At 69.9% G+C, this 23,596-nt stretch carries 14 protein-coding genes and 2 pseudogenes; 11 read left to right on the top strand and 5 right to left on the bottom strand.

The annotated features are described in order from the left end of the window. The first annotated feature begins 107 nt into the window (after window positions 1-107). The 9 genes and pseudogenes from IE325_RS01840 to IE325_RS01800 all read left to right on the top strand — a co-directional run bounded on the left by IE325_RS01840 (window position 108) and on the right by IE325_RS01800 (window position 13,321). The gene (locus IE325_RS01840) at window positions 108-3,818 is read left to right on the top strand and encodes a ThuA domain-containing protein (protein WP_190067836.1); all 3,711 of its coding nucleotides are present in this window, start codon (window positions 108-110) and stop codon (window positions 3,816-3,818) included. 94 nt (window positions 3,819-3,912) lie between these two features. Further along, window positions 3,913-5,055 (top strand): annotated as a pseudogene (locus IE325_RS01835) (inositol-3-phosphate synthase); the annotation flags it as partial. Window positions 5,056-5,564: 509 nt separating this feature from the next. Further along, a complete protein-coding gene (locus IE325_RS01830; RefSeq protein WP_190067835.1) occupies window positions 5,565-6,635 on the top strand; it encodes an SCO3242 family prenyltransferase in 1,071 nt (356 codons plus the stop codon). Then, a complete protein-coding gene (locus tag IE325_RS01825; RefSeq protein ID WP_190067834.1) occupies window positions 6,632-7,663 on the top strand; it encodes a sugar phosphate isomerase/epimerase family protein in 1,032 nt (343 codons plus the stop codon). Before IE325_RS01830 ends, IE325_RS01825 begins: the two co-directional genes overlap by 4 nt. A 305-nt stretch (window positions 7,664-7,968) precedes the next feature. Then, a pseudogene (locus tag IE325_RS01820) lies at window positions 7,969-8,646 on the top strand (EboA domain-containing protein); the annotation flags it as partial. Then, window positions 8,646-9,563 carry a TatD family hydrolase gene (locus IE325_RS01815; protein ID WP_190067833.1) on the top strand — a complete coding sequence of 306 codons (918 nt, stop codon included), beginning with the start codon at window positions 8,646-8,648 and terminating at the stop codon, window positions 9,561-9,563. The pseudogene IE325_RS01820 and the gene IE325_RS01815, both read left to right, overlap by 1 nt. Before the next feature lie 3 nt (window positions 9,564-9,566). Continuing rightward, complete coding sequence (gene eboE, locus IE325_RS01810; protein ID WP_190067832.1) at window positions 9,567-10,736, top strand: metabolite traffic protein EboE; 1,170 nt, start codon at window positions 9,567-9,569, stop codon at window positions 10,734-10,736. After that, window positions 10,733-12,187, top strand: coding sequence for an alkaline phosphatase family protein (locus tag IE325_RS01805; protein WP_229911615.1), 1,455 nt, complete (start codon window positions 10,733-10,735; stop codon window positions 12,185-12,187). The genes eboE and IE325_RS01805 overlap by 4 nt, the downstream gene beginning before the upstream one ends. A gap of 87 nt (window positions 12,188-12,274) precedes the next feature. Next, a complete protein-coding gene (locus IE325_RS01800) occupies window positions 12,275-13,321 on the top strand; it encodes a sugar phosphate isomerase/epimerase family protein (RefSeq protein WP_190067831.1) in 1,047 nt (348 codons plus the stop codon). 64 nt (window positions 13,322-13,385) lie between these two features. On the opposite strand, the gene IE325_RS01795 is transcribed toward IE325_RS01800, so the two are convergent. From IE325_RS01795 to IE325_RS01775, 5 genes are all read right to left on the bottom strand, one after another. Continuing rightward, entirely contained in the window at window positions 13,386-14,774 is a 1,389-nt protein-coding gene (locus IE325_RS01795; protein ID WP_190067830.1) for an OFA family MFS transporter, read from the bottom strand. Between the two features lies 1 nt (window position 14,775). Beyond that, window positions 14,776-16,164, bottom strand: a complete 1,389-nt coding sequence (locus IE325_RS01790; RefSeq protein WP_190067829.1) for an OFA family MFS transporter — start codon at window positions 16,162-16,164, stop codon at window positions 14,776-14,778. A gap of 121 nt (window positions 16,165-16,285) precedes the next feature. Then, window positions 16,286-18,430, bottom strand: coding sequence for an acetate--CoA ligase family protein (locus tag IE325_RS01785; RefSeq protein ID WP_190067828.1), 2,145 nt, complete (start codon window positions 18,428-18,430; stop codon window positions 16,286-16,288). Window positions 18,431-18,434: 4 nt separating this feature from the next. Further along, entirely contained in the window at window positions 18,435-19,676 is a 1,242-nt protein-coding gene (gene frc / locus IE325_RS01780; RefSeq protein ID WP_190067827.1) for a formyl-CoA transferase, read from the bottom strand. A 10-nt stretch (window positions 19,677-19,686) separates the two neighbouring features. Next, window positions 19,687-21,369, bottom strand: coding sequence for a thiamine pyrophosphate-binding protein (locus tag IE325_RS01775; RefSeq protein WP_190067826.1), 1,683 nt, complete (start codon window positions 21,367-21,369; stop codon window positions 19,687-19,689). Window positions 21,370-21,514: 145 nt separating this feature from the next. Between IE325_RS01775 and sucC the strand changes: the two genes are divergently transcribed. Further along, window positions 21,515-22,648: an ADP-forming succinate--CoA ligase subunit beta gene (gene sucC, locus IE325_RS01770; protein WP_190067825.1), complete on the top strand. Its 1,134-nt coding sequence runs from the start codon at window positions 21,515-21,517 to the stop codon at window positions 22,646-22,648. Window positions 22,649-22,662: 14 nt separating this feature from the next. Next, entirely contained in the window at window positions 22,663-23,547 is an 885-nt protein-coding gene (gene sucD, locus IE325_RS01765; RefSeq protein WP_190067824.1) for a succinate--CoA ligase subunit alpha, read from the top strand. Window positions 23,548-23,596: the final 49 nt, after the last annotated feature.

The raw sequence follows: 23,596 nt of genomic DNA, 5'->3' as shown, positions 1-23,596 counted from the left end.
GAAGTGTTCATGCACAGCCACCTCCGGGGTGACGGCGCACCCCGGCGCCCGCACCGCACGTCTACGCACCCACCCCGTACGGCCCACCCCGTTCCCGGAGGGACCTCGTGCACAGAACAAGACCTCGAAGCACCGGCACCCCAAGACGTCCCAGGCTTCGCACCTCCCTCGCCCTGTTCACCGGCCTGCTGCTGGCCGTGGGCGCCCCGGCGACCGTCGCCGGCGCCAACCCGGAGCAGGCCGAACCGGCAGCCGCCGAAGGCCAGTTCCAGCAGGTACCGCTCGCCAAGGGCGAACCCGAGATGGGCGAGCCCATGTCGCTCGCCGTACTCCCCGACCGCAGCGTCCTGCACACCTCGCGCGACGGCACACTGCGCCTCACCGACCAGGGCGGCGTCACCAAGATCGCCGGACGGCTCGACGTCTACAACCACGACGAAGAGGGCCTCCAAGGCGTAGGCATCGACCCGGACTTCAAGAACAACCGGGCGATCTACCTCTACTACGCCCCGCCGCTGGACACCCCCGAGGGCGACGCCCCGGAGACCGGCACCGCCGACGACTTCAAGAAGTTCGACGGCGTCAACCGCCTCTCCCGCTTCACCCTCAACGCCAACGGCACGCTGAACATCGCCAGCGAGAAGAAGGTCATCGACGTCGCGGCCTCCCGCGGCACCTGCTGCCACGTCGGCGGCGACATCGACTTCGACGCGGCCGGCAACCTGTATCTGTCGACCGGCGACGACACCAACCCCTTCGCCTCCGACGGCTACACGCCGATCGACGTCCGCGAGGGCCGCAACCCCGCCTTCGACGCCCGCCGCAGCGCCGGCAACACCAATGACCTGCGCGGCAAGATCCTCCGTATCAAGGTCGCCGAGGACGGCTCGTACACCGTCCCGGAGGGCAACCTCTTCGCCCCGGGCACCGAGAAGACCCGCCCCGAGATCTACGCAATGGGCTTCCGCAACCCGTTCCGGATGAGCGTCGACGACAAGACCGGCATCGTCTACGTCGGCGACTACGGCCCCGACGCCGGCGCCGCCAGCCCCACCCGCGGCCCGGGCGGGCAGGTCGAGTTCGCCAAGGTCACCAAGGCCGCCAACTTCGGCTGGCCGTTCTGCACCGGCAACAACGACGCCTACGTCGACTACGACTTCGCCACCGGCACCTCCGGCGCGAAGTTCGACTGCGCCGCCCCGAAGAACACCTCGAAGTACAACACGGGCCTCACCGACCTGCCGCCCGCGCAGGCCGCCTGGATCCCGTACGACGGCGGCTCCGTGCCCGAGTTCGGCAGCGGATCCGAGTCCCCGATGGGCGGCCCGGTCTACCGCTACGACCCCGACCTCGACTCCAAGGTGAAGTTCCCCGAGTCCTACGACGGCGACTTCTTCGCCGGTGAGTTCGGCCGCCGCTGGATCAAGCGGATCGAGCAGAACGCCGACGGCACCGTCGCGAAGATCAACGACTTCCCGTGGACCGGCACCCAGATCATGGACATGGAGTTCGGCCCCGACGGCGCGCTCTACGTCCTCGACTACGGCATCTCCTGGTTCCAGGGCGACGAGCACTCCGCGCTCTACCGGATCGAGAACGCCGAGGACGGCTTCTCCCCGATCGCCGAGGTGACCGCCGACAAGACATCCGGCGCGGCAGGACTGAGCGTCAAGTTCACCGCCTCCGCCAAGGACGCCGACTCCCCGGACCTCACCTACAGCTGGGACTTCGGCGACGGCACCAAGGGCGAGGGCCTCAACCCCACCCACAAGTACCGGAAGATCGGCACCTACAGCGCCACCTTCACCGCCAAGGACGCCGAGGGCCACACCGGCAACGCCAGCGTCCGGATCGTCGTCGGCAACACCGAACCCAAGGTGAAGATCGACATCCCGGGCAACGGGGCGCTCGCCGAATTCGGCAAGCCCGTCCCCTTCAAGGTGACCGTCACCGACCCCGAGGAGACCATCGACTGCTCCAAGGTCAAGGTCGCCTACAGCCTCGGCCACGACTCCCACGCCCACGAGCTGACCAGCGAGATGGGCTGCGAGGGCACCCTGACACCGCCCGCCGGTGACGGCGGCCACGACCCCAACGCCAACATCTACGGCGTCGTCGGCGCCAGTTACACCGACGGCGGGGCCAACGGCCAGGAGGCGCTGACCGGCACCGCCCGCACCGTGCTCCAGCCGCTGCACCGCCAGGGCGAGCACTTCACCACCCAGTCGGGCATCTCCGTCATCGACAAGACCGGCGCCAACGGCGGCAAGACCGTCGGCGACATCAACGACGGCGACTGGATCGCCTTCACCCCCTACCGGTTCGACGGCCAGAAGAAGATGACCGTACGGGCCTCCTCCGGCGGCGCGGGCGGCTTCATCGAACTGCGCACCGGCTCACCCGACGGACCGCTGCACGGCTCGGCGTACATCCCGCCGACCGGCGGCTGGGAGACCTTCCAGAACGTCGACGTGCCCCTGCGGGCGCTGCCCAAGGGCACCACGGAGATCTACCTGGTCTTCAAGGGCGGCGACGGCGCGCTGTACGACGTGGACGACTTCGAGTTCTCCAAGGAGCCGTTCAGGGGCGGCAAGAAGGTCCTGGTCTTCTCCAAGACCGCCGGCTTCCGGCACGACTCCATCCCGGCCGGCATCGCGGCCCTGAAGGAGCTCGGCGGCCCGGCCGGCATCACGGTCGACGCGACCGAGGAGGCCAAGCAGTTCACCACGACCAACCTCGCCAAGTACGACGCGGTGGCGTTCCTGTCCACGACGGGTGATGTCCTCAACGCCGAGCAGCAGAAGGCGTTCGAGAACTACGTGGCGGGCGGCGGTGGCTACATGGGCATCCACGCCGCGGCCGACACCGAGTACGACTGGGCGTTCTACGGCGGCCTCGTCGGCGCCTACTTCGACTCGCACCCGGCCATCCAGAAGGCCACCGTCCGCGTCGAGGACCACGACCACCCGTCCACCGCGCACCTCGGCGACGCCTGGGAGCGCACCGACGAGTGGTACAACTACCGCACCAACCCGCGAGCGCAGGCCAAGGTCCTCGCCACCCTGGACGAGACCACCTACCAGGGCGGGAACATGAAGGGCGACCACCCGATCGCCTGGTGCCAGAGCTACGGCGGCGGCCGGTCCTTCTACACCGGCGGCGGCCACACCAAGGAGTCCTACGCCGAGGAAGCCTTCCGCGCCCACCTGCTCGGCGGTATGCAATACGCCACCGGCCAGGTCAAGGCGGACTGCAAGCCGAGCACGGGCTACCGGAAGATCTTCAACGGCCAGACCCTGGACGGCTGGAAGCAGGCCGGGCCCGGCAAGTTCAACGTCAAGGACGGCACGCTGGAGACCGAGGGCGGCATGGGCCTGCTCTGGTACCAGGCCAAGGAGCTGAAGTCGTACTCGCTCAAGCTCGACTGGAAGATGCAGGGCGACGACAACTCCGGGATCTTCGTGGGCTTCCCGGCCTCCGACGACCCCTGGTCCGCGGTGAACAAGGGCTACGAGATCCAGATCGACGCCACGGACGCACCCGACCGCACCACGGGCTCGGTCTACTCCTTCAAGTCGGCGGACATCAGGGCCCGTGACCGGGTTCTGCGGCCGCCCGGCCAGTGGAATTCCTACGAGATCAAGGTCCAGGGCGAACGCCTCCAGGTGTTCCTCAACGGAGTCAAGATCAACGACTTCACCAACAAGGACCCCGAGCGGAGCCTGACCGACGGCTACATCGGCCTGCAGAACCATGGCGCCGACGACCAGGTCTCCTTCCGCAACATCCAGTTGAAGGAACTGCCCGTCACCGGGTAACCGAACGGCGGCGGGCGGGGGACGCCGGACCCCCGCCCGCCGTCTCCCTCTCTTTTTCGGTTCGTGCACGACCAGGACGACCAGGAGGCTGCCCATGTCCGCGTCCCTCTCCCGACCGCGTGTGGGCGTGTGGCTGATCGGAGCCCGGGGCTCCGTCGCCACCACGGTCGTCACGGGGTGCGCCGCCATCACGGCGGGCCTGCACCCGCCCACCGGCATGCTGACCGAGACCTCGGCGTTCACGGACAGCGGCCTGCCGGCCCTCTCCGACCTCGTCTTCGGCGGCCACGACACCCTCGACTGCCCCCTGCCCAAACGCGCCGAGACCCTGACGGCAGGCGGTGTCCTCCCACCGGGCGTGGCCACCGCGGTAGCCGCGGAACTGGCCGCCGCCGACCGGGAGATCAGGCCGGGCGGCCCCACGTCGGGGGACACGAGAAGCGAGGCGGAACTGATCCGCGCCTTCGCCGACGACATACGCGACTTCGTTCGCCGCCACGAGTTGTCGCGGGCCGTCGTGGTGAACGTCGCCTCCACGGAAGCGGCCTCGGCGGGACCCGACGCTCCACTCCCGGCGAGCACCCTGTACGCCCTGGCAGCCCTGCGAGCAGGGTGCCCGTACGTCAACTTCACCCCGTCCGAGGGCATGCACCACCCGGCCGCCGCCCGAGAGGCCTCGCTCAGCGGCCTCCCCTACGCCGGCCGGGACGGCAAGACCGGCCAGACCCTGCTGAGGGCGGCGCTGGGCCCGATGTTCGCGCAACGGGCGCTACGAGTCCGGGCCTGGTCCGGCACCAACCTGCTGGGCGGCGGCGACGGCGCCGCCCTCGCCGACCCGGCCGCCGCCGCGGCGAAGAACGCCGGCAAGGAACGCGTCCTCGCCGACACCCTCGGCACCGTCCCCGAGGGCGAGGTCCACATCGACGACGTCCCCGCCCTCGGCGACTGGAAGACCGCCTGGGACCACATCGCCTTCGACGGCTTCCTCGGCACCCGCATGATCCTCCAGACCATCTGGCAGGGCTGCGACTCATCCCTCGCGGCCCCCCTGGTACTGGACCTGGCCCGCCTCACGACCCGCGCCCACGAGGCCGGCCTTCGCGGCCCGCTCTCCGAACTCGGCTTCTACTTCAAGGACCCGGTGGGGGAGGGGCCCGCGAGCTTGGGGGAGCAGTACGCCGCGTTGCTGGGGCTGGGGGTGCGGCTTCGGACGGTGGGGGGTGGCGGGGGCGCGCGGGGTACGACGGCTGCGGGGGAGAGCGCTGAGTTGGGTGCGGGGCGTGGCGGTGCGGATGTGGGAGGTGCTGTTCGGGGTGGGGGTGGCCGCGGAGGCTTCGAGGGCGGTGCCGGGCCGGGGGAGTCCGCTGGTGGGGGTGCTGTCCGGGGTTCCGGTGGCCGTGAGTCTGCCGTCCGGGGAGTTGGGCGCGGCGGCGGGACCGGCGAGGAGGCCGGCGCTCGGGGCCTCTGCCCGAGTGGGGCGGCTGCGGAGGCTGTCGCTCGGGTCGTGGGTCACCGGGAGTCCAGTCCGCAGGCCGCCGCTCGGAGCGCCGGTCACCACAGGGCTGACGATGACGATGGCGCTGCGGCGCCGGGTGGGACGGCTGGGGACGCTGACCCCGACCGGGGCGCGGCGCATCGCGAGTCCGCTGGGGAGGCTGCCGCCCAGGGCACCCGTGACCGTGGGTCCTCCGGGGAGGCCGCTGCCCAAGATGCCGAGTCGCGCGAGTCCGCTGCCGGGGAGCGGTCGTGAGCCGTAGACGTGCCTGGGCCGAACTGCTCAGGCTTCCCGCCCTGTTCACCGTCCCCGGCGACGCCCTGACCGGCGCCGTCGCCGCCGGGGCCCGGCCCAACTCCCGCACGCTGCTCGCCATCGGCTCCTCCCTCTGTCTCTACGAGGCCGGCATGGCCCTCAACGACTGGGCGGACCGCGCGGAGGACGCCGCCGAACGCCCCCACCGTCCCCTCCCGTCCGGCCGCATCCACCCCACAGCCGCCCTCACCGCGGCCTGCGCCCTGACGGGGGCCGGCCTGGCCCTCGCCGCCCGCGCCGGCCGCCCCGCCCTCACCGTCGCCGCGCCCCTCGCGGCCACCGTCTGGGCCTACGACCTCGCCCTCAAGCACACCCCCTCCGGTCCCGCGGCCATGGCCACGGCCCGTGCCCTGGACCTCCTCCTCGGCGCCGCGGCCACCTCCGGCCACACCCGCGCCGCCCTCCCGTCAGCCGCCCTGCTCGGCACCCACACGCTCGCGGTCACCGTCGTGTCCCGCCAGGAGACGCAGGGCGGTTCACCCCTGGCACCGCTCACGGCCCTGACCGCGACGGCCCTGCTGAGCGGCCTGCTGGCCCACCGCCCCACCGGCTTCCCACCGGACCGGACCTCGGACACCGGCGCGGGCGCCGTCCAGCCGGAGGCGGCCGCTCCCGGCCGACCAATCATGTCGGTCCCTCTCCCTGCCACCGCCGAGCCCAAGGCCGCCGCTCGCGGCCGACGACCTGGGCCCGGCCACGCCTCGCGGGCCACCCCACCCTCGCCGCCCACCTGCGCCCAGCGAACCAGCCACGCCTGGCCGCCCGCCCGCGCGCTGACCACAGCCCTCGCCGCCGCCTACGCCGCGACCGCCGCCCGCCCCTACTTCCACGCCACCCTCAACCCCTCCCCTCCGCTCACCCAACGAGCCGTCGGCGGCGGCATCCGCGCCACGATCCCGCTCCAGGCCGCACTGTCCGCCCGATCCGGAGCCGGCCTCACCGCCCTGGTCATCGCGGGACTCGCCCCGCTCGGCAGACGGTTCGGAAGAAAGGTGAGCGTCACATGAGCCGAACGACGACGATCCCGGGGCACACCGCAGAGGCCCAGCGAGGCGACGGCAGCCTCCCCGGCACGAGCGTTGAGCCCGCCCTTGACGCGCGTACGCCCGCCGTGACTCCCCAGACTCCCCTCCGCTTCGGCTACGGCACCAACGGCCTCGCCGACCTCCGCCTCGACGACGCCCTCACCCTGCTCGCCGACCTCGGCTACGACGGCGTAGGCCTGACCCTCGACCACATGCACCTCGACCCACTCGCCCCGGACCTCGGCGCCCGCACCGCACGGCTCGCACAGCGGCTGGACGCGCTCGGTCTGGACGTCACGGTGGAGACGGGCGCCCGCTATGTGCTCGACCCGCGCCGCAAGCACGGCCCTTCCCTGCTGGACCCCGACCCGGACGACCGCGCCCGCCGCGTCGACCTGCTGATCCGCGCCGTCCGTGTGGCAACCGACCTCGGTGCTCACGCCGTCCACTGCTTCAGCGGAATCACACCACCCGGAACGGACCCCAGCACCGCCTGGCACCGCCTGACCGACGCGCTCACCCCGGTCCTGGACGCCGCCACCACCGCCGGCATCCCCCTCGCCGTCGAACCCGAACCCGGCCACCTCCTCGCCACCCTCGCCGACTTCCACCGACTCCGCCGCACCCTCGGCGACCCGGAACACCTCGGCCTCACTCTCGACATCGGCCACTGCCAGTGCCTCGAACCCCTCTCTCCCGCCGACTGCATACGCGCCGCCGCTCCCTGGCTGCGCCACGTCCAGATCGAGGACATGAGCCGCGGCGTCCATGAACACCTCCCCTTCGGCGATGGCGAGATCGACTTCCCACCCGTTCTCGCCGCGCTTGCCGCCTCCGGCTACCAGGGCCTGACCGTCGTCGAACTTCCCCGCCACTCCCACGCGGGCCCCCACTTCGCCGCTCACTCCCTCCCGTTCCTCCGCACCGCCGAGGCCACGGCCACCAGATCACCTGTACTCGTCCCACCCCATGGCGATCCCTCCGCCACCCCCGAAGGGAGCACCTCATGACCCACCCCCGCACCAGCCCGGCCACCCCGGGCGCGGCCACGGACAGCCAAGCGCCCACGGAGAACCGAGCAGGCTCCGAGGACCGCACCGGCGCCGATGCCCCAACGGCTGCTGACAGCCGGGACACCCCCGGCGACAGAGCCCACGCCGACGACAGAGCCCACACCTCGGGCAGAGCAAGCTCCGGTGCGCAAGCCGGCACCGACCGCCGACCCGGCACGGAGCTCCGAGCCGACCCCGTCGTCGAGGGCAGGGGAGGAGACACCGAAGGCCGAGCAAAGGCCTCGCCCCCGCCGGTCACCCCGGGCCCACCCCTTGCCCTCACCCCGCCCACCTCCCTCCGCGCCCACCTCACCACCCACCTGGCCCCAACCGCCCGCACCTGGCTGCACCGAGCCCTCGACGAGGCCGTCTCGCACCCCGGCACCCACGGCCCCATCTCCGTCTGGGAGTTGCGCATCGCCGAGGCCGGCCGTCGCTGCGGCCCGGACCACGCCGACGCCGCCCGCGTCCTGATCCTGCACGCGGCCCGCGCCGACGCGGACGCCCTCACCCGGGTCTACTTCCAGGGCACCGCCGCCGAACGCCGCGCCGTCCTGCACGCGCTGCCCCATCTCGTGCCCGGCCCCGAGGCCCTCCCGCTCGTCGAGGACGCGCTGCGCACCAACGACACCCGTCTCCTCGCCGCGGCCGTCGGCCCCTACGCGGCCCGGCACCTCGACTCCCACCAGTGGCGGCACGCCGTACTGAAGTGCCTGTTCACCGGTGTGCCCGTGGACACCGTCGCCGACTTGGACCGCCGCGCCCACCGCGACGTCGAACTCGCCCGCATGCTCGGCGACTACGCCGCCGAACGCACCGCCGCGAACCGTCCCGTGCCCGAAGACCTGCACCGCGTCCTGACCCTGACCGACCCCACGGCCACCCCACCCGCGCCCGCCGCCGACCACGGCAGCCGCGGCACCGACGGCAAGGAGTCCTGATGCGCCTCTTCGACCCCCACATCCATATGACGTCGCGCACCACCGACGACTACGAGGCGATGCACGCCGCCGGCGTCCGTGCCGTCGTCGAGCCCTCCTTCTGGCTCGGCCAGCCCCGCACCTCTCCCGCCTCCTTCCTCGACTACTTCGACTCCCTCCTCGGCTGGGAGCCCTTCCGCGCCGCGCAGCACGGCATCGCCCACCACTGCACCCTCGCCCTCAACCCCAAGGAGGCGAACGACCCGCGCTGCGTCCCCGTCCTCGAAGAACTGCCCCGCTATCTCGTCAAGGACCAGGTCGTCGCCGTCGGCGAGATCGGCTATGACTCGATGACCCCCGCCGAGGACACCGCCCTCGCCGCCCAGCTCCAACTCGCCGCCGACCACGAACTGCCCGCACTCGTCCACACCCCTCACCGCGACAAGCTGGCGGGCCTGCGCCGCACCCTCGACGTCGTCCGGGAATCCGCGCTGCCGTCGGACCACGTCCTGGTCGACCACCTCAACGAGACGACGGTCAAGGAGGCCAAGGACAGCGGCTGCTGGCTCGGCTTCTCCGTCTATCCCGACACCAAGATGGACGAAGAACGGATGGTCGCCATCCTCCGCGAGTACGGGCCCGAGCAGGTGCTGGTGAACTCCGCCGCCGACTGGGGCAGGAGCGACCCCCTGAAGACCCGCAAGGTCGCCGACCTGATGCTGGCCGAGGGGTTCGGCGAGGACGACGTGGACCGGGTCCTGTGGCGCAACCCCGTCGCCTTCTACGGACTCAGCGGCCGCCTCAACCTCGACGTGGCCACCACTGACGCGACCCACGAGGGCAACTCCATTCTTCGGGGCGCCCCGAAGATGCCCGACGATGGATCGACGGGCACACCTGACGAGCGGCACCAGCCGACCGCGGCCCCGGGGGCGTGAGCGATGCGCTTCCGCCACCCCGACGGCTCCACCGTCCACCTCGCCTACTGCACCAACGTCCACCCGGCCGAGACCCTCGACGGAGTCCTCGCCCAACTCCGCGACCACTGCGAGCCGGTGCGCCGACGCCTCGGCCGTGACCGTCTCGGCATCGGCCTGTGGCTCGCCAAGGACGCCGCCCACGCCCTCGTCACCGACCCGTCCGCCCTGCGCGGCCTGCGCACCGAACTCGACCGACGCGGGCTCGAGGTCGTCACCCTCAACGGCTTCCCGTATGAAGGGTTCGGTGCCGAAGAGGTCAAGTACCGCGTCTACAAGCCGGACTGGGCCGACCCCGAACGCCTCGACCACACCACCGCCCTGGCCCGCGTCCTCGCCGGCCTCCTTCCCGACGATGTCACCGAGGGCAGCATCTCCACGCTGCCCCTGGCCTGGCGCACCGCCTATGACGAGCGCCGCGCGCGGACCACCCGTACCGCCCTGCTCACCCTCGCCGAACGCCTCGACGCCCTGCAGGAGTTGACCGGCCGCGACATCCGCGTCGGCCTCGAACCCGAACCCGGCTGCATCGTCGAGACCACGGACGACGCCATCGCCCCCCTCACCGCGATCGGCCACGACCGCATCGGCATCTGTGTCGACACCTGTCACCTCGCCACCTCCTTCGAAGATCCGCACACCGCCCTGGACGCACTCACCGCAGCCCGCGTCCCTGTCGTCAAATCCCAGCTGTCGGCCGCACTGCACGCCGAACACCCACACCTCCCCGATGTCCGCGAGGCCCTCGCCGCCTTCGACGAGCCCCGCTTCCTGCACCAGACACGCACCTCCACCGCCGCCGGCCTGCGCGGCACCGACGACCTGGGCCAGGCACTCAACGGCGAGGCTCTCCCCGACGCCTCCCCGTGGCGCGCCCACTTCCACGTCCCCCTCCACGCGGCCCCCGCCGCACCTCTCACCTCCACGCTCGATGTCCTGAAGGGCGCACTGGCCCGGCTCGTAGGCGGCCCGCACCCGCTGACCCGGCACCTGGAGGTCGAGACCTACACCTGGCAGGCCCTCCCCGCCGAGTTGCGCCCGCGCGCCCGAAGCCAGCTCGCCGACGGCATCGCCGCCGAACTCACCCTCGCCCGCGACCTGTTGACCGACCTCGGCCTGAAGGAGCTGCCATGACCGAGCCACCACAACCGGCAGCCCCGGAGGACGCGGCCACACGCCCGGCGCCCCGAACGGAGGCCACCGTCGCAAGCCGCCCCAACCCCCTCCTGGTCCTGGACGTCGTCGGCCTCACCCCCCGTCTCCTCGACCACATGCCCCACCTCAAGACGCTCGCCCAATCCGGCTCACAGGCCCACCTAGGCACGGTCCTGCCCGCCGTCACCTGCGCCGCCCAGTCGACCTTCCTCACCGGCACCCACCCGTCGGAGCACGGCATCGTCGGCAACGGCTGGTACTTCCGCGACCTCGGCGACGTACTCCTGTGGCGCCAGCACAACGGCCTGGTGGTCGGCGACAAACTCTGGGACGCCGCCCGCCGCGCCCACCCCGGCTACACGGTCGCCAATATCTGCTGGTGGTACGCCATGGGCGCCGACACCGACATCACTGTCACCCCCCGTCCGATCTACTACTCCGACGGCCGCAAGGAACCCGACTGCTACACACGGCCGCCCGCCCTGCACGACGAACTCACCGAGAAACTGGGCACCTTCCCGCTCTTCCACTTCTGGGGCCCGGGCGCGGACCTCGTCTCCAGCCGCTGGATCATCGACGCGACCCGCCACATCAACCGCACCCGACACCCCGACCTGACGCTCTGTTACCTCCCTCATCTCGACTACGACCTGCAGCGCTTCGGCCCCGACGACCCGCGCTCGCTGAAGGCGGCCGCAGACCTGGACGCGGCCATGGCTCCGCTCCTGGACGAGGCCCGAGCGGAGGGCCGAACCGTGGTGGTGCTCTCCGAGTACGGCATCACCCGTGCGGACCGGCCCGTGGACATCAACCGCGCCCTGCGGCGCGCGGGACTGCTCGAAGTGCACACCCAGGACGGCATGGAGTACCTGGACCCGATGGCGTCACGCGCCTTCGCTGTCGCCGATCACCAGATCGCCCATGTCTATGTGCGCCGGCCGGAAGACCTCGACGCGACCCGAGCCGCACTCGAAGGACTGCCCGGCATCGAGCGACTCCTCGACGACGAGGGTAAGAAGACCCACCATCTCGACCATCCGCGCTCCGGCGAACTCGTCGCCCTCGCGGAGCCCGACGCCTGGTTCACGTACTACTACTGGCTCGACGACGCTCACGCGCCCGACTTCGCACGGCTCGTCGAGATCCATCGCAAACCCGGCTACGACCCGGTCGAACTCTTCATGGATCCTCTCGACCCGTACGTCAAGGTCAAGGCCGCGACCGCGCTCGCGCGCAAAAAACTCGGCATGCGTTATCGCATGGCGGTCGTGCCCCTGGATCCGTCACCTATTCGCGGCAGCCACGGCCGCCTCCCTGCGAGCGACGACGAAGGTCCGCTCCTCATCTGCTCCACCCCCCGCGCTGTCGGCGACCGCGTCGCGGCCACCGATGTGAAGTCACTCCTGCTCCAACTCGCCGGTCTCGGCTGAGGGGCCCCACCGGCCCGTCTCTCCCGACTGGTCCCCAGTGAAGCACTCACCACTGACAACGGCCTTCGATCCCAAGGAGTTCCAGGCATGAGCCGCTTTTCCCAGACCGATCCCGAACTCACCCACCGCCTCAGCAGACGAGGCATGCTCGGCGTGGCCGCGGGCACTACGGCCGCCGCCCTGCTGGGCGCCGCCACCGCACCGGCGACCGCCGTGCCCGCTCCCGCCGCGGCCTCCCACGGCGGTGGCCGTGGCCGGCCGGTCCTGCCGCCCGGGCGCCTCGGCATCCAGCTCTACAGCCTGCGCGACAAGGTCTCCACGCTCGGCTTCGCGCCCGTCTTCGCCGAACTGGAGAAGTACGGCTACGACGAGGTGGAGTTCGCCGGATACACCCAGGGCTCGGCCGGCCCGATCACCCTCGCCCAGCTCAAGCGGCTGGCCAGGAACCACGGCCTGAACCCGATCGGCAGCCACGTCGGCTACTACTCGGACGACCCGAACGCCTACACATTCGCCCAGAACCTCACCAAGGTCCTGGACGACGCCCAGGCCCTCGGTCTGAAGCACATAGGCACCGCGTCCGGGCCGTTCCGCTACGGCTCCACCGTCGATGCCTGGAAGCGTGCCGCCGAGGAGTTCAACACCTATGGCGCGGCGGCCAGGGCACGCGGCATGAAGTTCTACCAGCACAACCACTCCGAGGAGTTCTCCTTCGCCACCGACAACCCCAAGGTCCGCCTCTACGACGTACTGCTCGCCGAGACCGACCCGGACCTCGTCTTCCTGGAGATGGACATCTTCTGGGCGTACTCGGGCCAGTTCCGCTTCTCGAAGCGCCCCGACGGATCAGCGGCTCCCTTCGAACCGCTGGACTACGTGCTGAAGCAGCCCCACCGCTACCCGCTCTTCCACGTCAAGGACGGTGTGAGCGACCCGGCCAACCAGTACGGCTACGACATGGTCGACGTCGGTGACGGCGACATCGACTACAAGCGGTTCATCTCCGCCGTGACCAGACTGCGCGGACAGCGATTCGCCCACCACTGGCAGGCGGAGCACGACAACCCGAGCGAGTCGTTCACGTTCGCCCGCCGCTCCAGCGCACACCTGCACTCGCTGCGGGAGAAGTGCTGACGGTCGTAACGAAATGAGGAGGCCCTCCCCGGGTCGGGGAGGGCCTCCTCATGTTCGCGACCATTCAACCTGCCGGATGTGGCGTCGCCGTCCGCCCGGGCTGACGCAGCAGCAACGCGATCGCCGCCGCCACGATCGACACGCCGCCGGCCAGTGCGTAGGCGCCGTCGTAGCCCCAGGCCGCGACGACCATGGAGCCCAGACCGCCGCCGAACAGGCCGCTGATCAGCTTGCCGCTGTAGACGAGGCCGTAGTTGGTCGCGTTGAAGTTCTCCCCGAAATAGTCCGGGGTGAGCGCCGCGAACAACGGGTAGAAGGCGCCGCCGCCGAACCCGGAGAGGAACGCGAAGAACAGGAACAGCCACTCGCTCCTGAGATCACCGGCCCAGATCACACCGAACTGGGCGAGACCCAGCACGACGATCACGAACACCAGGGTCGACTTACGGCCCCATCGGTCCGACAGCCAGCCCACGACGCCGCGGCCGACGCCGTTGATCACCGCCATCACACCCATCGACGACGCCGCGACCAGCGGGCCGAAGCCCACCTCCTTGGCGTAGTCGACCTGGAAGGAGATGCCGAAGATCGACACCCCGGCGGTCAGCACTACGGACAGCCACATCAGGGGCAGCATGCCCGTCCTGATGGCCTCCCGTGGCGTGTACTGCTTCACCGCCGGAGGGTTCTTCGCCAGGCTCGCCGCGCTCTTCTGACTGCCCGCGTACGACAGCGGATCGATGTCCGCGGGCCACCAGTTCTTCGGCGGATCCTTGAAGAAGAACGCGCATCCGAAGACGACGATCATGATGTAGCAGCCGATCAGGTCCAGCACCCGGTGGTAGTTCGCGGTGTCGAACCCGTAGTTGAAGATGAAGATGAACGGCAGCGATCCGTACGCGAACCCGCCATTGACGAACCCGGTCCTGGCGCCGCGCCGCTCGGGGAACCATTTGCCGACCATGTTGATGCAGGTCGCGTAGACCAAGCCGGCGCCGATGCCGCCGATGACGCCGAAGCCGAGGATCGCCAGCCAGACGTTGTCGAGATGCGACAGGGCGAGGAACCCCAGCAGACACATGCCGGAGCCGATGTACATCGCGGAACGGGCCGTCAGGATGCCCTTCTCGCGCAGCCAGCCCGCCGGGAAGGCGATGCCGGCCTGGAAGAACACCCAGACGCTGAGGATCCAGAAGGTGTTGCTCTGCGTCCAGCCGTGCGCGTGGGACAGGGTGTCCTCCGCGGAGCCGTACGCGTATTCGAAGACGCTGATGGCCATCATGGCGATCCACGGGAGATACACCATGAGTTTGCGGGAGTGGCCGAGGATGTCGCGGTCGGTCTCGCCGACCCGGTAGACGCGACCTCGTGAGTCGGTCACCTCGTGGTAGGGACGGTGTGCGGCGTCGGTTGGTGCGGACGAACTGTTCGCTGCGTACGGATCTGCCGTCATGTCAGGCCATGTCCTCGCCGAGCGGTTGGGGGTTGGGGGAGATACCGCGCGCGTTCTTGTCGCGTCCCGGTGGACTCAGGAACAGGGCCACACAGCCGGCGAAGAGCGAGATGGAGCCGGCCAGGATGAAGGCACCGGAGTGCCCCCAGGCGCCGACGACCACGGAGCCCATGCCCGCTCCGAGACCGGAGACCAGCTTGGCGCTGTAGACCATGCCGTAGTTGGACGCGTTGTTGTTCTCGCCGAAGTAGTCGGCGGTGAGTGCCGCGAACATCGGGAAGATGGCGCCGCCGCCGAAGCCGGAGATCGAGGAGAAGATCAGGAACAGCGGAAGGTTCTTGGCGTCGGCCGACCAGAGGATGCCGTACTGGGAGAGACCCAGGACGATGCAGACGAAGATCAGGCACCGCTTGCGGCCGTAGAGGTCGGACAGCCAGCCGATGACGCCTCGGCCGGTGCCGTTGACGATCGCCTTCAGGGACATGGCCGTGGCCACGATGCCGCCCGCGAACCCGGCCTCCTCGCCGATGTCCACCTGGAAGGCGATACCGAAGATGTTCACGCCGGACGTGCACGCGAGGCAGAACCACATGAGGGCCACGCGCCCCGTCTGCCAGGCCTCCTTGGGGGAGTACTGGTGGACGGCCGGCGGGTTCATGCGCATCGAGCGGGCCGCGCGGGGGTCCTTCGGCGGGTTCAGCGGGTCGACCTCGGCCGGCCACCAGTTCTTCGGCGGGTCCCTGAAGAAGAAGCCGGAAGCCCCCACCATCAGCGCGAGGAAGAGACCGACCGACACCAGCACCCAGCGGAAGTTGGTGAGGTCCATGTAGCCGGTGAAGAGGAACACGAAGGGCACCGAGCCGTAGGCGAAGCCGCCGTTGACAAACCCGGTCTTGCCGCCCTTGCGCTCCGGATACCACTTGCCGACCATGTTGACGCAGGTGGCGTAGACCATGCCCGCGCCCATGCCGCTGAAGACGCTGAAGCCTATGTAGGCGACGACGACATGTGGTGCGAAGGCCAGCGAGAGGTAGCCCATCAGGGTTCCCGCCGCGCCCAGCATCATCGCGAAACGGGCCGGCAGCTTGCCGGACTCCCGCAGCTTGCCGGCCGGGAAGGCCACGGCGGCCTGGAAGAACACCCAGACCGTCATCATCCAGAAGATGTGCGCACTCGCCCAGTGGTGCGCGGTGTGGAGCGTGTCCTCGGCGGACGCGAACGCGTACTCGGCGGAGGAGATGCCCATCATGCCGACCCAGGGCAGGATCACCATCCACTTGCGCTTGCGCCCCATGATGTCGACGTCGGTCTCGCCGAGTCGGTAGACGCGTCCGTTCTTGTCGGTCACCTCCCGGTAGGCGGTGACTCGCGTAACGTCAGTAGTGGTCACGTTAATTGCACCCCTTGCGTCGAAAGTTCTGGCCAGCGCCCCCTGTCCAATGCCTTTCGTGCGCGCGCGGGTCCCGGGGCCGGCCGACGCGCACCGTCGGCCGCCCCCCCGCTGCCTCACCTCATGAACCGCCCCCCAACAGTCCCGCCGCCCGTGCCCAGCGATACTTTGCGCCGAGCACGGCCACCGGCTTCTCGGTCGTGTACGGGTATGCCACGACCCCCCGCTCGTACAGGTACTGGCAGGCCTCCTCGACCTCCACGTCACCCGCGAGCGACGCGACGACGGGCTTCTCTATGCCGCGCTCCCGGAACTCGGCCACCACGCGCGCGGTGAGCTCCGCGAAGACCATCGGGGGAGTGACGATCGTGTGCCAGTAGCCCAGGACCAGCGCGTGGATGCGCGGATCCTCCAGGCCGAGCCGGATCGTCGCCTCGTACGTCGACGGCGGCTCGCCACCCGTGATGTCGACCGGGTTGCCGGCCGCCCCGAAGGGCGGGATGAACTTCCGGAAGGCCTCGTCCAGGTCCGGCGGGATCTCCATCAGGGACAGGCCGTTGTCGGTGACGGCGTCCGAGAGCAGCACACCGCTGCCGCCGGCCCCCGTGATGATCACGACGTTGTCGCCCTTGGGAGCGGGCAGAACCGGCAGCCCGCGCGCGTACTCGAGCATGTCGTTCAGCCCGGGCGCCCGGATGACACCGGCCTGCTTGAGGATGTCCTCGTACACGGCGTCGTCGCCGGCGAGGGCCCCGGTGTGCGACCCGGCGGCCTTCGCGCCCGCGGCGGTACGGCCCGCCTTGAGGACGACGACCGGCTTCTTCGGCACGGTCGCCTGCGCGGCCTCGACGAAGGCCCGCCCGTCCTTGAGGTCCTCCAGGTGCATCGCGATGCACTCGGTGTGCGGGTCCTCGCCGAACCAGGTCAGCAGGTCGTCCTCGTCCAGGTCCGACTTGTTGCCGAGGCCGACGATGGCCGACACGCCCGTCTTGGTGGTCCGCGCGAAGCCCAGGATCGCCATGCCGATGCCGCCGGACTGCGAGGTCAGCGCCACCCCGCCCTTGACGTCGTACGGCGTGCAGAACGTGGCGCACAGGTCCTGCCACGTCGAGTAGTAGCCGTAGATGTTCGGCCCGAGCAGCCGGATGCCGTGCCGCTCGGCGATGGCCACGATCTCGTCCTGGAGCTCGTGCTCACCGGTCTCCGCGAACCCGGAGGGGATCAGGACGGCGTTGGGGATCCCCTTGCGTCCCACCTCCTCCAGGGCCGAGGCCACGAACTTGGCGGGGATAGCGAAGACCGCCACATCCACCTCACCGGGAACGTCCGTGACACTCTTGTACGCCTTGCGGCCCAGAATGTCATCGGCCTTGGGGTTCACCGGGTGGATGTCCCCGGCAAAGCCGCCGTCGATGAGGTTGCGCATGACCGAATTGCCGATCTTGCCCTGCTCGTTCGAGGCGCCGATGACCGCGACCGACGACGGCTGCATCAGCCGGCGCATCGAGGTGAGGATCTCCTCGCGCGAGTAGCGCCGGCGCTGCTTCGCGGGCGCCTCGGAGAGGATCACGCGGATATCGGCGGCGATCGCCCCCTCGGCGGTGGCGATCACCGGGTTGAGGTCCACCTCGGCGATCTCCGGGAAGTCCGCGACCAGCTGCGACACCCGGCGGATCTGCTCGGCGACCGCCCACCGGTCCACGCCCGCCTGGCCGCGCACACCGTGCAGGATCTCCGCCGAGCGGATCGAGTCCAGCATGGACAGCGCCTCGTCGGCGCTCACGGGAGCGAGCCGGAAGGTGATGTCCTTGAGGACCTCGACGAGCACTCCGCCGAGCCCGAAGGCGACGACCTTGCCGAACGTCGGGTCGGTGACCGCGCCGACGATCACCTCCTGCCCCTGCGGGAGCAGCTCCTGCACCTGGACGCCCTCGATCCGGGCCTTCGCGTCGTACGCCCGCGCGTTGTCGACGATCTTGTGGAACGCCGCCCGTACGTCCGTCGCGCCGTCGACGCCGACGATCACGCCGCCCGCGTCGGTCTTGTGGAGGATGTCCGGCGAGACGATCTTCATCACCACGGGCCCGCCGAAGCGCGCCGCGTAGGCCACCGCCTCGTCGACGTCCGTCGCGAGCTCCTCGCCCGGTACGGCGATCCCGTACGCGTCGGCGATCACCTTGCCCTCGGGCGCGGTCAGCGCGGTACGTCCCTCGGCCCGCACGGAGTCGAGGAGCGTCCGCACCCTGAGCTCGCGGTCTTCGGCCATCACGTCAGATCACTCCGTTCGACTTGAGCAGGCGCAGCTCCTCGTCACCGAGGCCGAGCTCGCCGATGTAGACCTCTTCGTTGTGCTGGCCGAGCAGTGGAGAACTGCTCACCTCGACCGGCGAGTCGGAGAGCTTGAGGGGGCTGCCGACGGTGACGAAGTCGCCCCGCTCGGGGTGCGGCACGGTGACGACCATCTCGTTGGCGACCAGCGAGGAGTCCTCGATGATCTCCTTGGTCGACAGGATCGGCCCGCACGGGATGTTGTGCGCGTTGAGCTTCTCCAGCACTTCCCACTTGGGCAGGGTCGAGGACCACTCCTCGATCAGCTGGAACATCTTGTTGAGCTTGGGCAGCCTGGCCTCCGGCGTCGCCCACTCGGGGTCGTCGGCCAGTTCGGGCCGGCCGATGAGCTCGCTGAGCGGCTTCCAGCCGACGGGCTGCACGATGACGTACACGTAGTCGTTGGGGCCGCCCGGCGCGCACTTGACCGCCCAGCCGGGCTGACCTCCACCGGACGCGTTTCCCGAGCGGGGAACTTCCGTGCCGAAGTCCTCGTTCGGATATTCAGCGAGCGGCCCATGTGCCAGGCGTTGCTGGTCCCTCAGCTTCACCCGGCACAGGTTGAGTACGGCGTGCTGCATAGCCACGTTGACCCGCTGCCCACGCCCGGTGTTCTCGCGCTGGAACAGCGCCGCGAGAATCCCCGCGACGGCGTGCACACCCGTCCCCGAGTCCCCGATCTGAGCTCCGGTCGCCATCGGCGGCCCGTCCTCGAAACCGGTGGTCGACATCGACCCGCCCATGGCCTGAGCGACGACCTCGTACGCCTTGAAGTTGGTGTACGGACCGTCCCCGAACCCCTTGATGGAGGCATAGACGATACGCGGATTGATCTCCTGGATGCGGTCCCAGGTGAACCCCATGCGGTCCACCGCGCCCGGTCCGAAGTTCTCGACCATGACGTCGGAACGCCGGATCAGCTCGGTGAGGATCTCCTTGCCGCGCTCGGTCTTGGTGTTGAGGGTGATGCTCCGCTTGTTGCAGTTGAGCATCGTGAAGTAGAGGGAGTCGACGTCCGGGAGGTCGCGCAACTGCTTGCGCGTGATGTCACCGGTCGGCGCCTCCAGCTTGACGACATCCGCGCCGAGCCAGGCGAGCAACTGGGTCGCGGAGGGCCCGGACTGCACGTGCGTCATGTCCAGGACGCGGATGCCTTCGAGAGCCTTGGTCGACATACCAGTCATGAAGGCCTCCTCACTTGTACATGGTCTGGTTCATGGTTCCGGGGGCGTACGCGTCCGGGTCGACCCAGACGTTGATCAGCGACGGCTTGCCGGACTCGCGGGCGCGCCGCAGCGCGGGGCCGATGTCGGCGGGGTCACGGACCTCCTCGCCGTAACCGCCCAGCATCTGCGCGAACTTGTCGTAGTGGACGTCGCCGAGGGTGTTGCCGACCCGCTCGCGCTCCAGGCCGTACTTCTGGGCCTGGCCGTAGCGGATCTGGTTCATCGAGGAGTTGTTGCCGACGATGCCGACGAACGGGAGGTTGTAGCGGACGAGCGTCTCGAAGTCCCAGCCGGTGAGGGAGAACGCGCCGTCGCCGAAGAGTGCGACGACCTCCTTGTCGGGCCGTGCCTGCTTGGCCGCGAGCACGAACGGCACCCCGACGCCGAGCGTGCCCAGCGGTCCCGGGTCCATCCAGTGGCCCGGCGACTTGGGCTGCACGACCTGACCGGAGAAGGTGACGATGTCGCCGCCGTCGCCGATGTAGATCGAGTCGTCGGTGAGGAAGTCGTTGATCTCGCTGACCAGCCGGTACGGGTGGATGGGCGAGGCGTCCGACTTCAGGCTGGGCAGCCGCTTCTCCAAAGCGGTCTGCTCGGCCGCGCGCAGCTCGTCGAGCCACTCCTTGCGCTTGGACGCGCCGCCGTTGACGCGCCCGGAGGCGGCCTCGGTGACCGACTTCAGCACCAGGCCGGCGTCGCCGACGATGCCGAGGTCGATGTCGCGGTTCTTGCCGACGGTGCGGTAGTCGAGGTCGATCTGCACGACGGTCGCGTCCGGGGACAGCCGCTTGCCGTAGCCCATGCGGAAGTCGAAGGGCGTGCCGACGATCACGATGACATCGGCGTTGGAGAAGGCGTAGCGCCGTGACAGCTGGAAGTGGTGCGGGTCGCCGGGCGGCAGGGTGCCGCGGCCGGCGCCGTTCATGTAGGCCGGGATGTTGAGGGTGCGTACGAGCTCGATGGCCGCCTCGGTGCCGCGGGTCGTCCACACCTGGCTGCCGAGCAGAATGGCCGGCTTCTCGGCGTGGACCAGCAGGTCGGCGAGCTTCTCGATCGCCTCGGGGTCGCCGGCCGAGCGGGTGGAGGCACGGTAGGCCCCCTCCTTCGGCACACGCGCCTTGCTCACCGGCACCTTGGCGTCGAGCACATCGCGCGGGATCTCCAGGAAGGAGGGCCCGGGCGCACCGTGGTAGCACTCGCGGAACGCCATCGACACCATGTCCGCCGCGCGTGCCGTGTCCGGCACGGCCGCCGCGAACTTGGTGATCGGCGTCATCATGTCGACGTGCGGGAGGTCCTGGAGGGACCCCATCTTGTGCTGGGTGAGTGCGCCCTGGCCGCCGATGAGCAGCATCGGTGACTCGGCGCGGAAGGCGTTGGCGACACCGGTGACGGCGTCGGTGGTGCCGGGACCCGCGGTGACGACCGCGCATCCGGGCTTGCCGGTGAGACGGGCGTAGCCGTCGGCGGCATGGGCTGCGACCTGCTCATGACGGACGTCGACGACCTCGATGCCCTCGTCTACGCAGCCGTCGTAGATGTCGATGATGTGGCCGCCGCACAAGGTGTAGATGCGGTCGACCCCCTCGGCCTTCAGCGCCTTGGCAACGAGATGACCACCGGAAATGACGTCCTGGGTGTCGTCGGGCATGGCGAAGTCCTGTCCCTTCGTAGGGGGGTGGAACGGCTCTCGCGGTACATTGCATACAGTCGACGAATACTGTATGAACCTTGTTATCCCGCATCCGGTGGGTGGTGTCCAGGGGGCGTGCGGCACTTTTGAGTCAGGAGCCGGAATGGACCTGTACGAACACCAGGCAAGGGAACTTTTCGAAGAACACGGCATCTTGGTGCCGCGGGCGGAGGTGACGGACTCACCGAAGGAAGCCCGCGAGATCGCACGCAGGCTCGGTGGCCGAGTCGTGGTGAAGGCCCAGGTGAAGACCGGTGGCCGGGGCAAAGCGGGCGGTGTGAAGATCGCCGCGGATCCGGCCGCCGCCGAGATCACCGCGCGCCAGATCCTCGGCATGGACATCAAGGGCCACACGGTCGGCAAGATCATGCTGGCCCAGCCCGTGAACATCGAGACCGAGTTCTATGTGTCCTACGTACTCGACCGCGCGGCGGGCGGCTTCCTCGCCATCGCCTCCGCCGAGGGCGGCATGGAGATCGAGGAGGTCGCCGCCACCCGGCCCGAGGCCGTGGCCCGTATCCCCATCGACCCGGCCGAGGGCGTGACCTCGGCGAAGGCCGGCGAGATCGCCGAGGCGGCCGGCCTGCCGCCGCAGACCGTCGACGTGCTCGTAAGGCTCTGGGAGGTGCTGGTCCGCGAGGACGCTCTGCTGGTCGAGGTCAACCCGCTGGTGCGCACCGAACAGGGCCAGATCCTTGCCCTCGACGGCAAGGTCACCCTCGACGACAACGCCCGCTTCCGCCAGGCCAGGTGGGGCGCCGAGGGCGTCGAGCACGACGACGCGCTGGAGGCGGCCGCCGCGGCCAAGGGGCTCAATTACGTCAAGCTCGACGGTGAGGTAGGCATCATCGGCAACGGCGCGGGCCTCGTCATGTCGACCCTCGACGTCGTCGCGGGCTGCGGCGCCCGCCCCGCCAACTTCCTCGACATCGGCGGCGGCGCCTCGGCCCAGATCATGGCCGACGGACTCTCCGTCATCCTCTCCGACCCGGCCGTGAAGTCGGTCTTCGTCAACGTCTTCGGCGGCATCACCGCGTGCGACGCGGTCGCCGACGGCATCGTGCAGGCCCTGGACAGCGTCCAGTTGACCAAGCCGCTCGTCGTGCGCCTCGACGGCAACAACGCCGCCCGTGGGCGTGCCATCCTCGACGGCCGAGCCCACCCCTTGGTCCAGCAGGCCACCACCATGGACGGCGCCGCGCTGCGGGCCGCCCAACTCGCCTCCGCCACAGCCTGAGGAGACACGACGACATGGCGATCTACCTCACCAAGGAGAGCAAGGTCCTCGTCCAGGGCATGACCGGCGGCGAGGGCATGAAGCACACTCGGCGGATGCTCGCCGCCGGGACGAACGTCGTCGGCGGCGTCAACCCGCGCAAGGCGGGCCGCACCGTCGACTTCGACGACCGCGCCGTCCCCGTGTTCGGCTCGGTCGCCGACGGCATGCGCGCCACCGGTGCCGACGCGACCGTCGTCTTCGTGCCGCCCGCCTTCGCCAAGGCGGCCGTCGTCGAGGCCGCCGACGCGGGCATCGGACTCGCCGTCGTGATCACGGAGGGCATCCCCGTCCATGACGCCGTCGCGTTCACCTCGTACGCGAAGTCCAAGAGCACCCGGGTCATCGGCCCCAACTGCCCCGGCCTGATCACCCCCGGCCAGTCCAACGCGGGCATCATCCCGGCCGACATCACCAAGCCCGGCCGCATCGGCCTGGTATCCAAGTCCGGCACGCTCACCTACCAACTGATGTACGAGCTGCGCGACATCGGCTTCTCCACCTGCGTCGGCATCGGCGGCGACCCCGTCATCGGCACGACCCACATCGACTGCCTGGCCGCCTTCCAGGACGACCCCGACACCGAACTCATCGTCCTGATCGGCGAGATCGGCGGCGACGCCGAGGAACGCGCGGCCGCGTACATCCGCGACCACGTCACCAAGCCGGTCGTCGGCTACATCGCCGGCTTCACCGCACCCGAGGGCAAGACGATGGGGCACGCGGGCGCGATCGTGTCCGGCTCGTCCGGCACCGCTGCGGCGAAGAAGGAAGCACTGGAGGCGGTCGGCGTGGGAGTCGGCAGCACGCCCACCGAGACCGCGCGCCTGGTGCTCGACCGCCTGGGCGTCGAGGCGTGACGTCACTCATAGTCGGCGTGAGGTCACTTTCAGGAGTTGCCGCACGCCG

This window comes from Streptomyces lanatus (assembly GCF_014655715.1).
GTDB classification, from domain to species: domain Bacteria; phylum Actinomycetota; class Actinomycetes; order Streptomycetales; family Streptomycetaceae; genus Streptomyces; species Streptomyces lanatus.
This window is presented reverse-complemented; position numbering and strand designations above follow the sequence as displayed.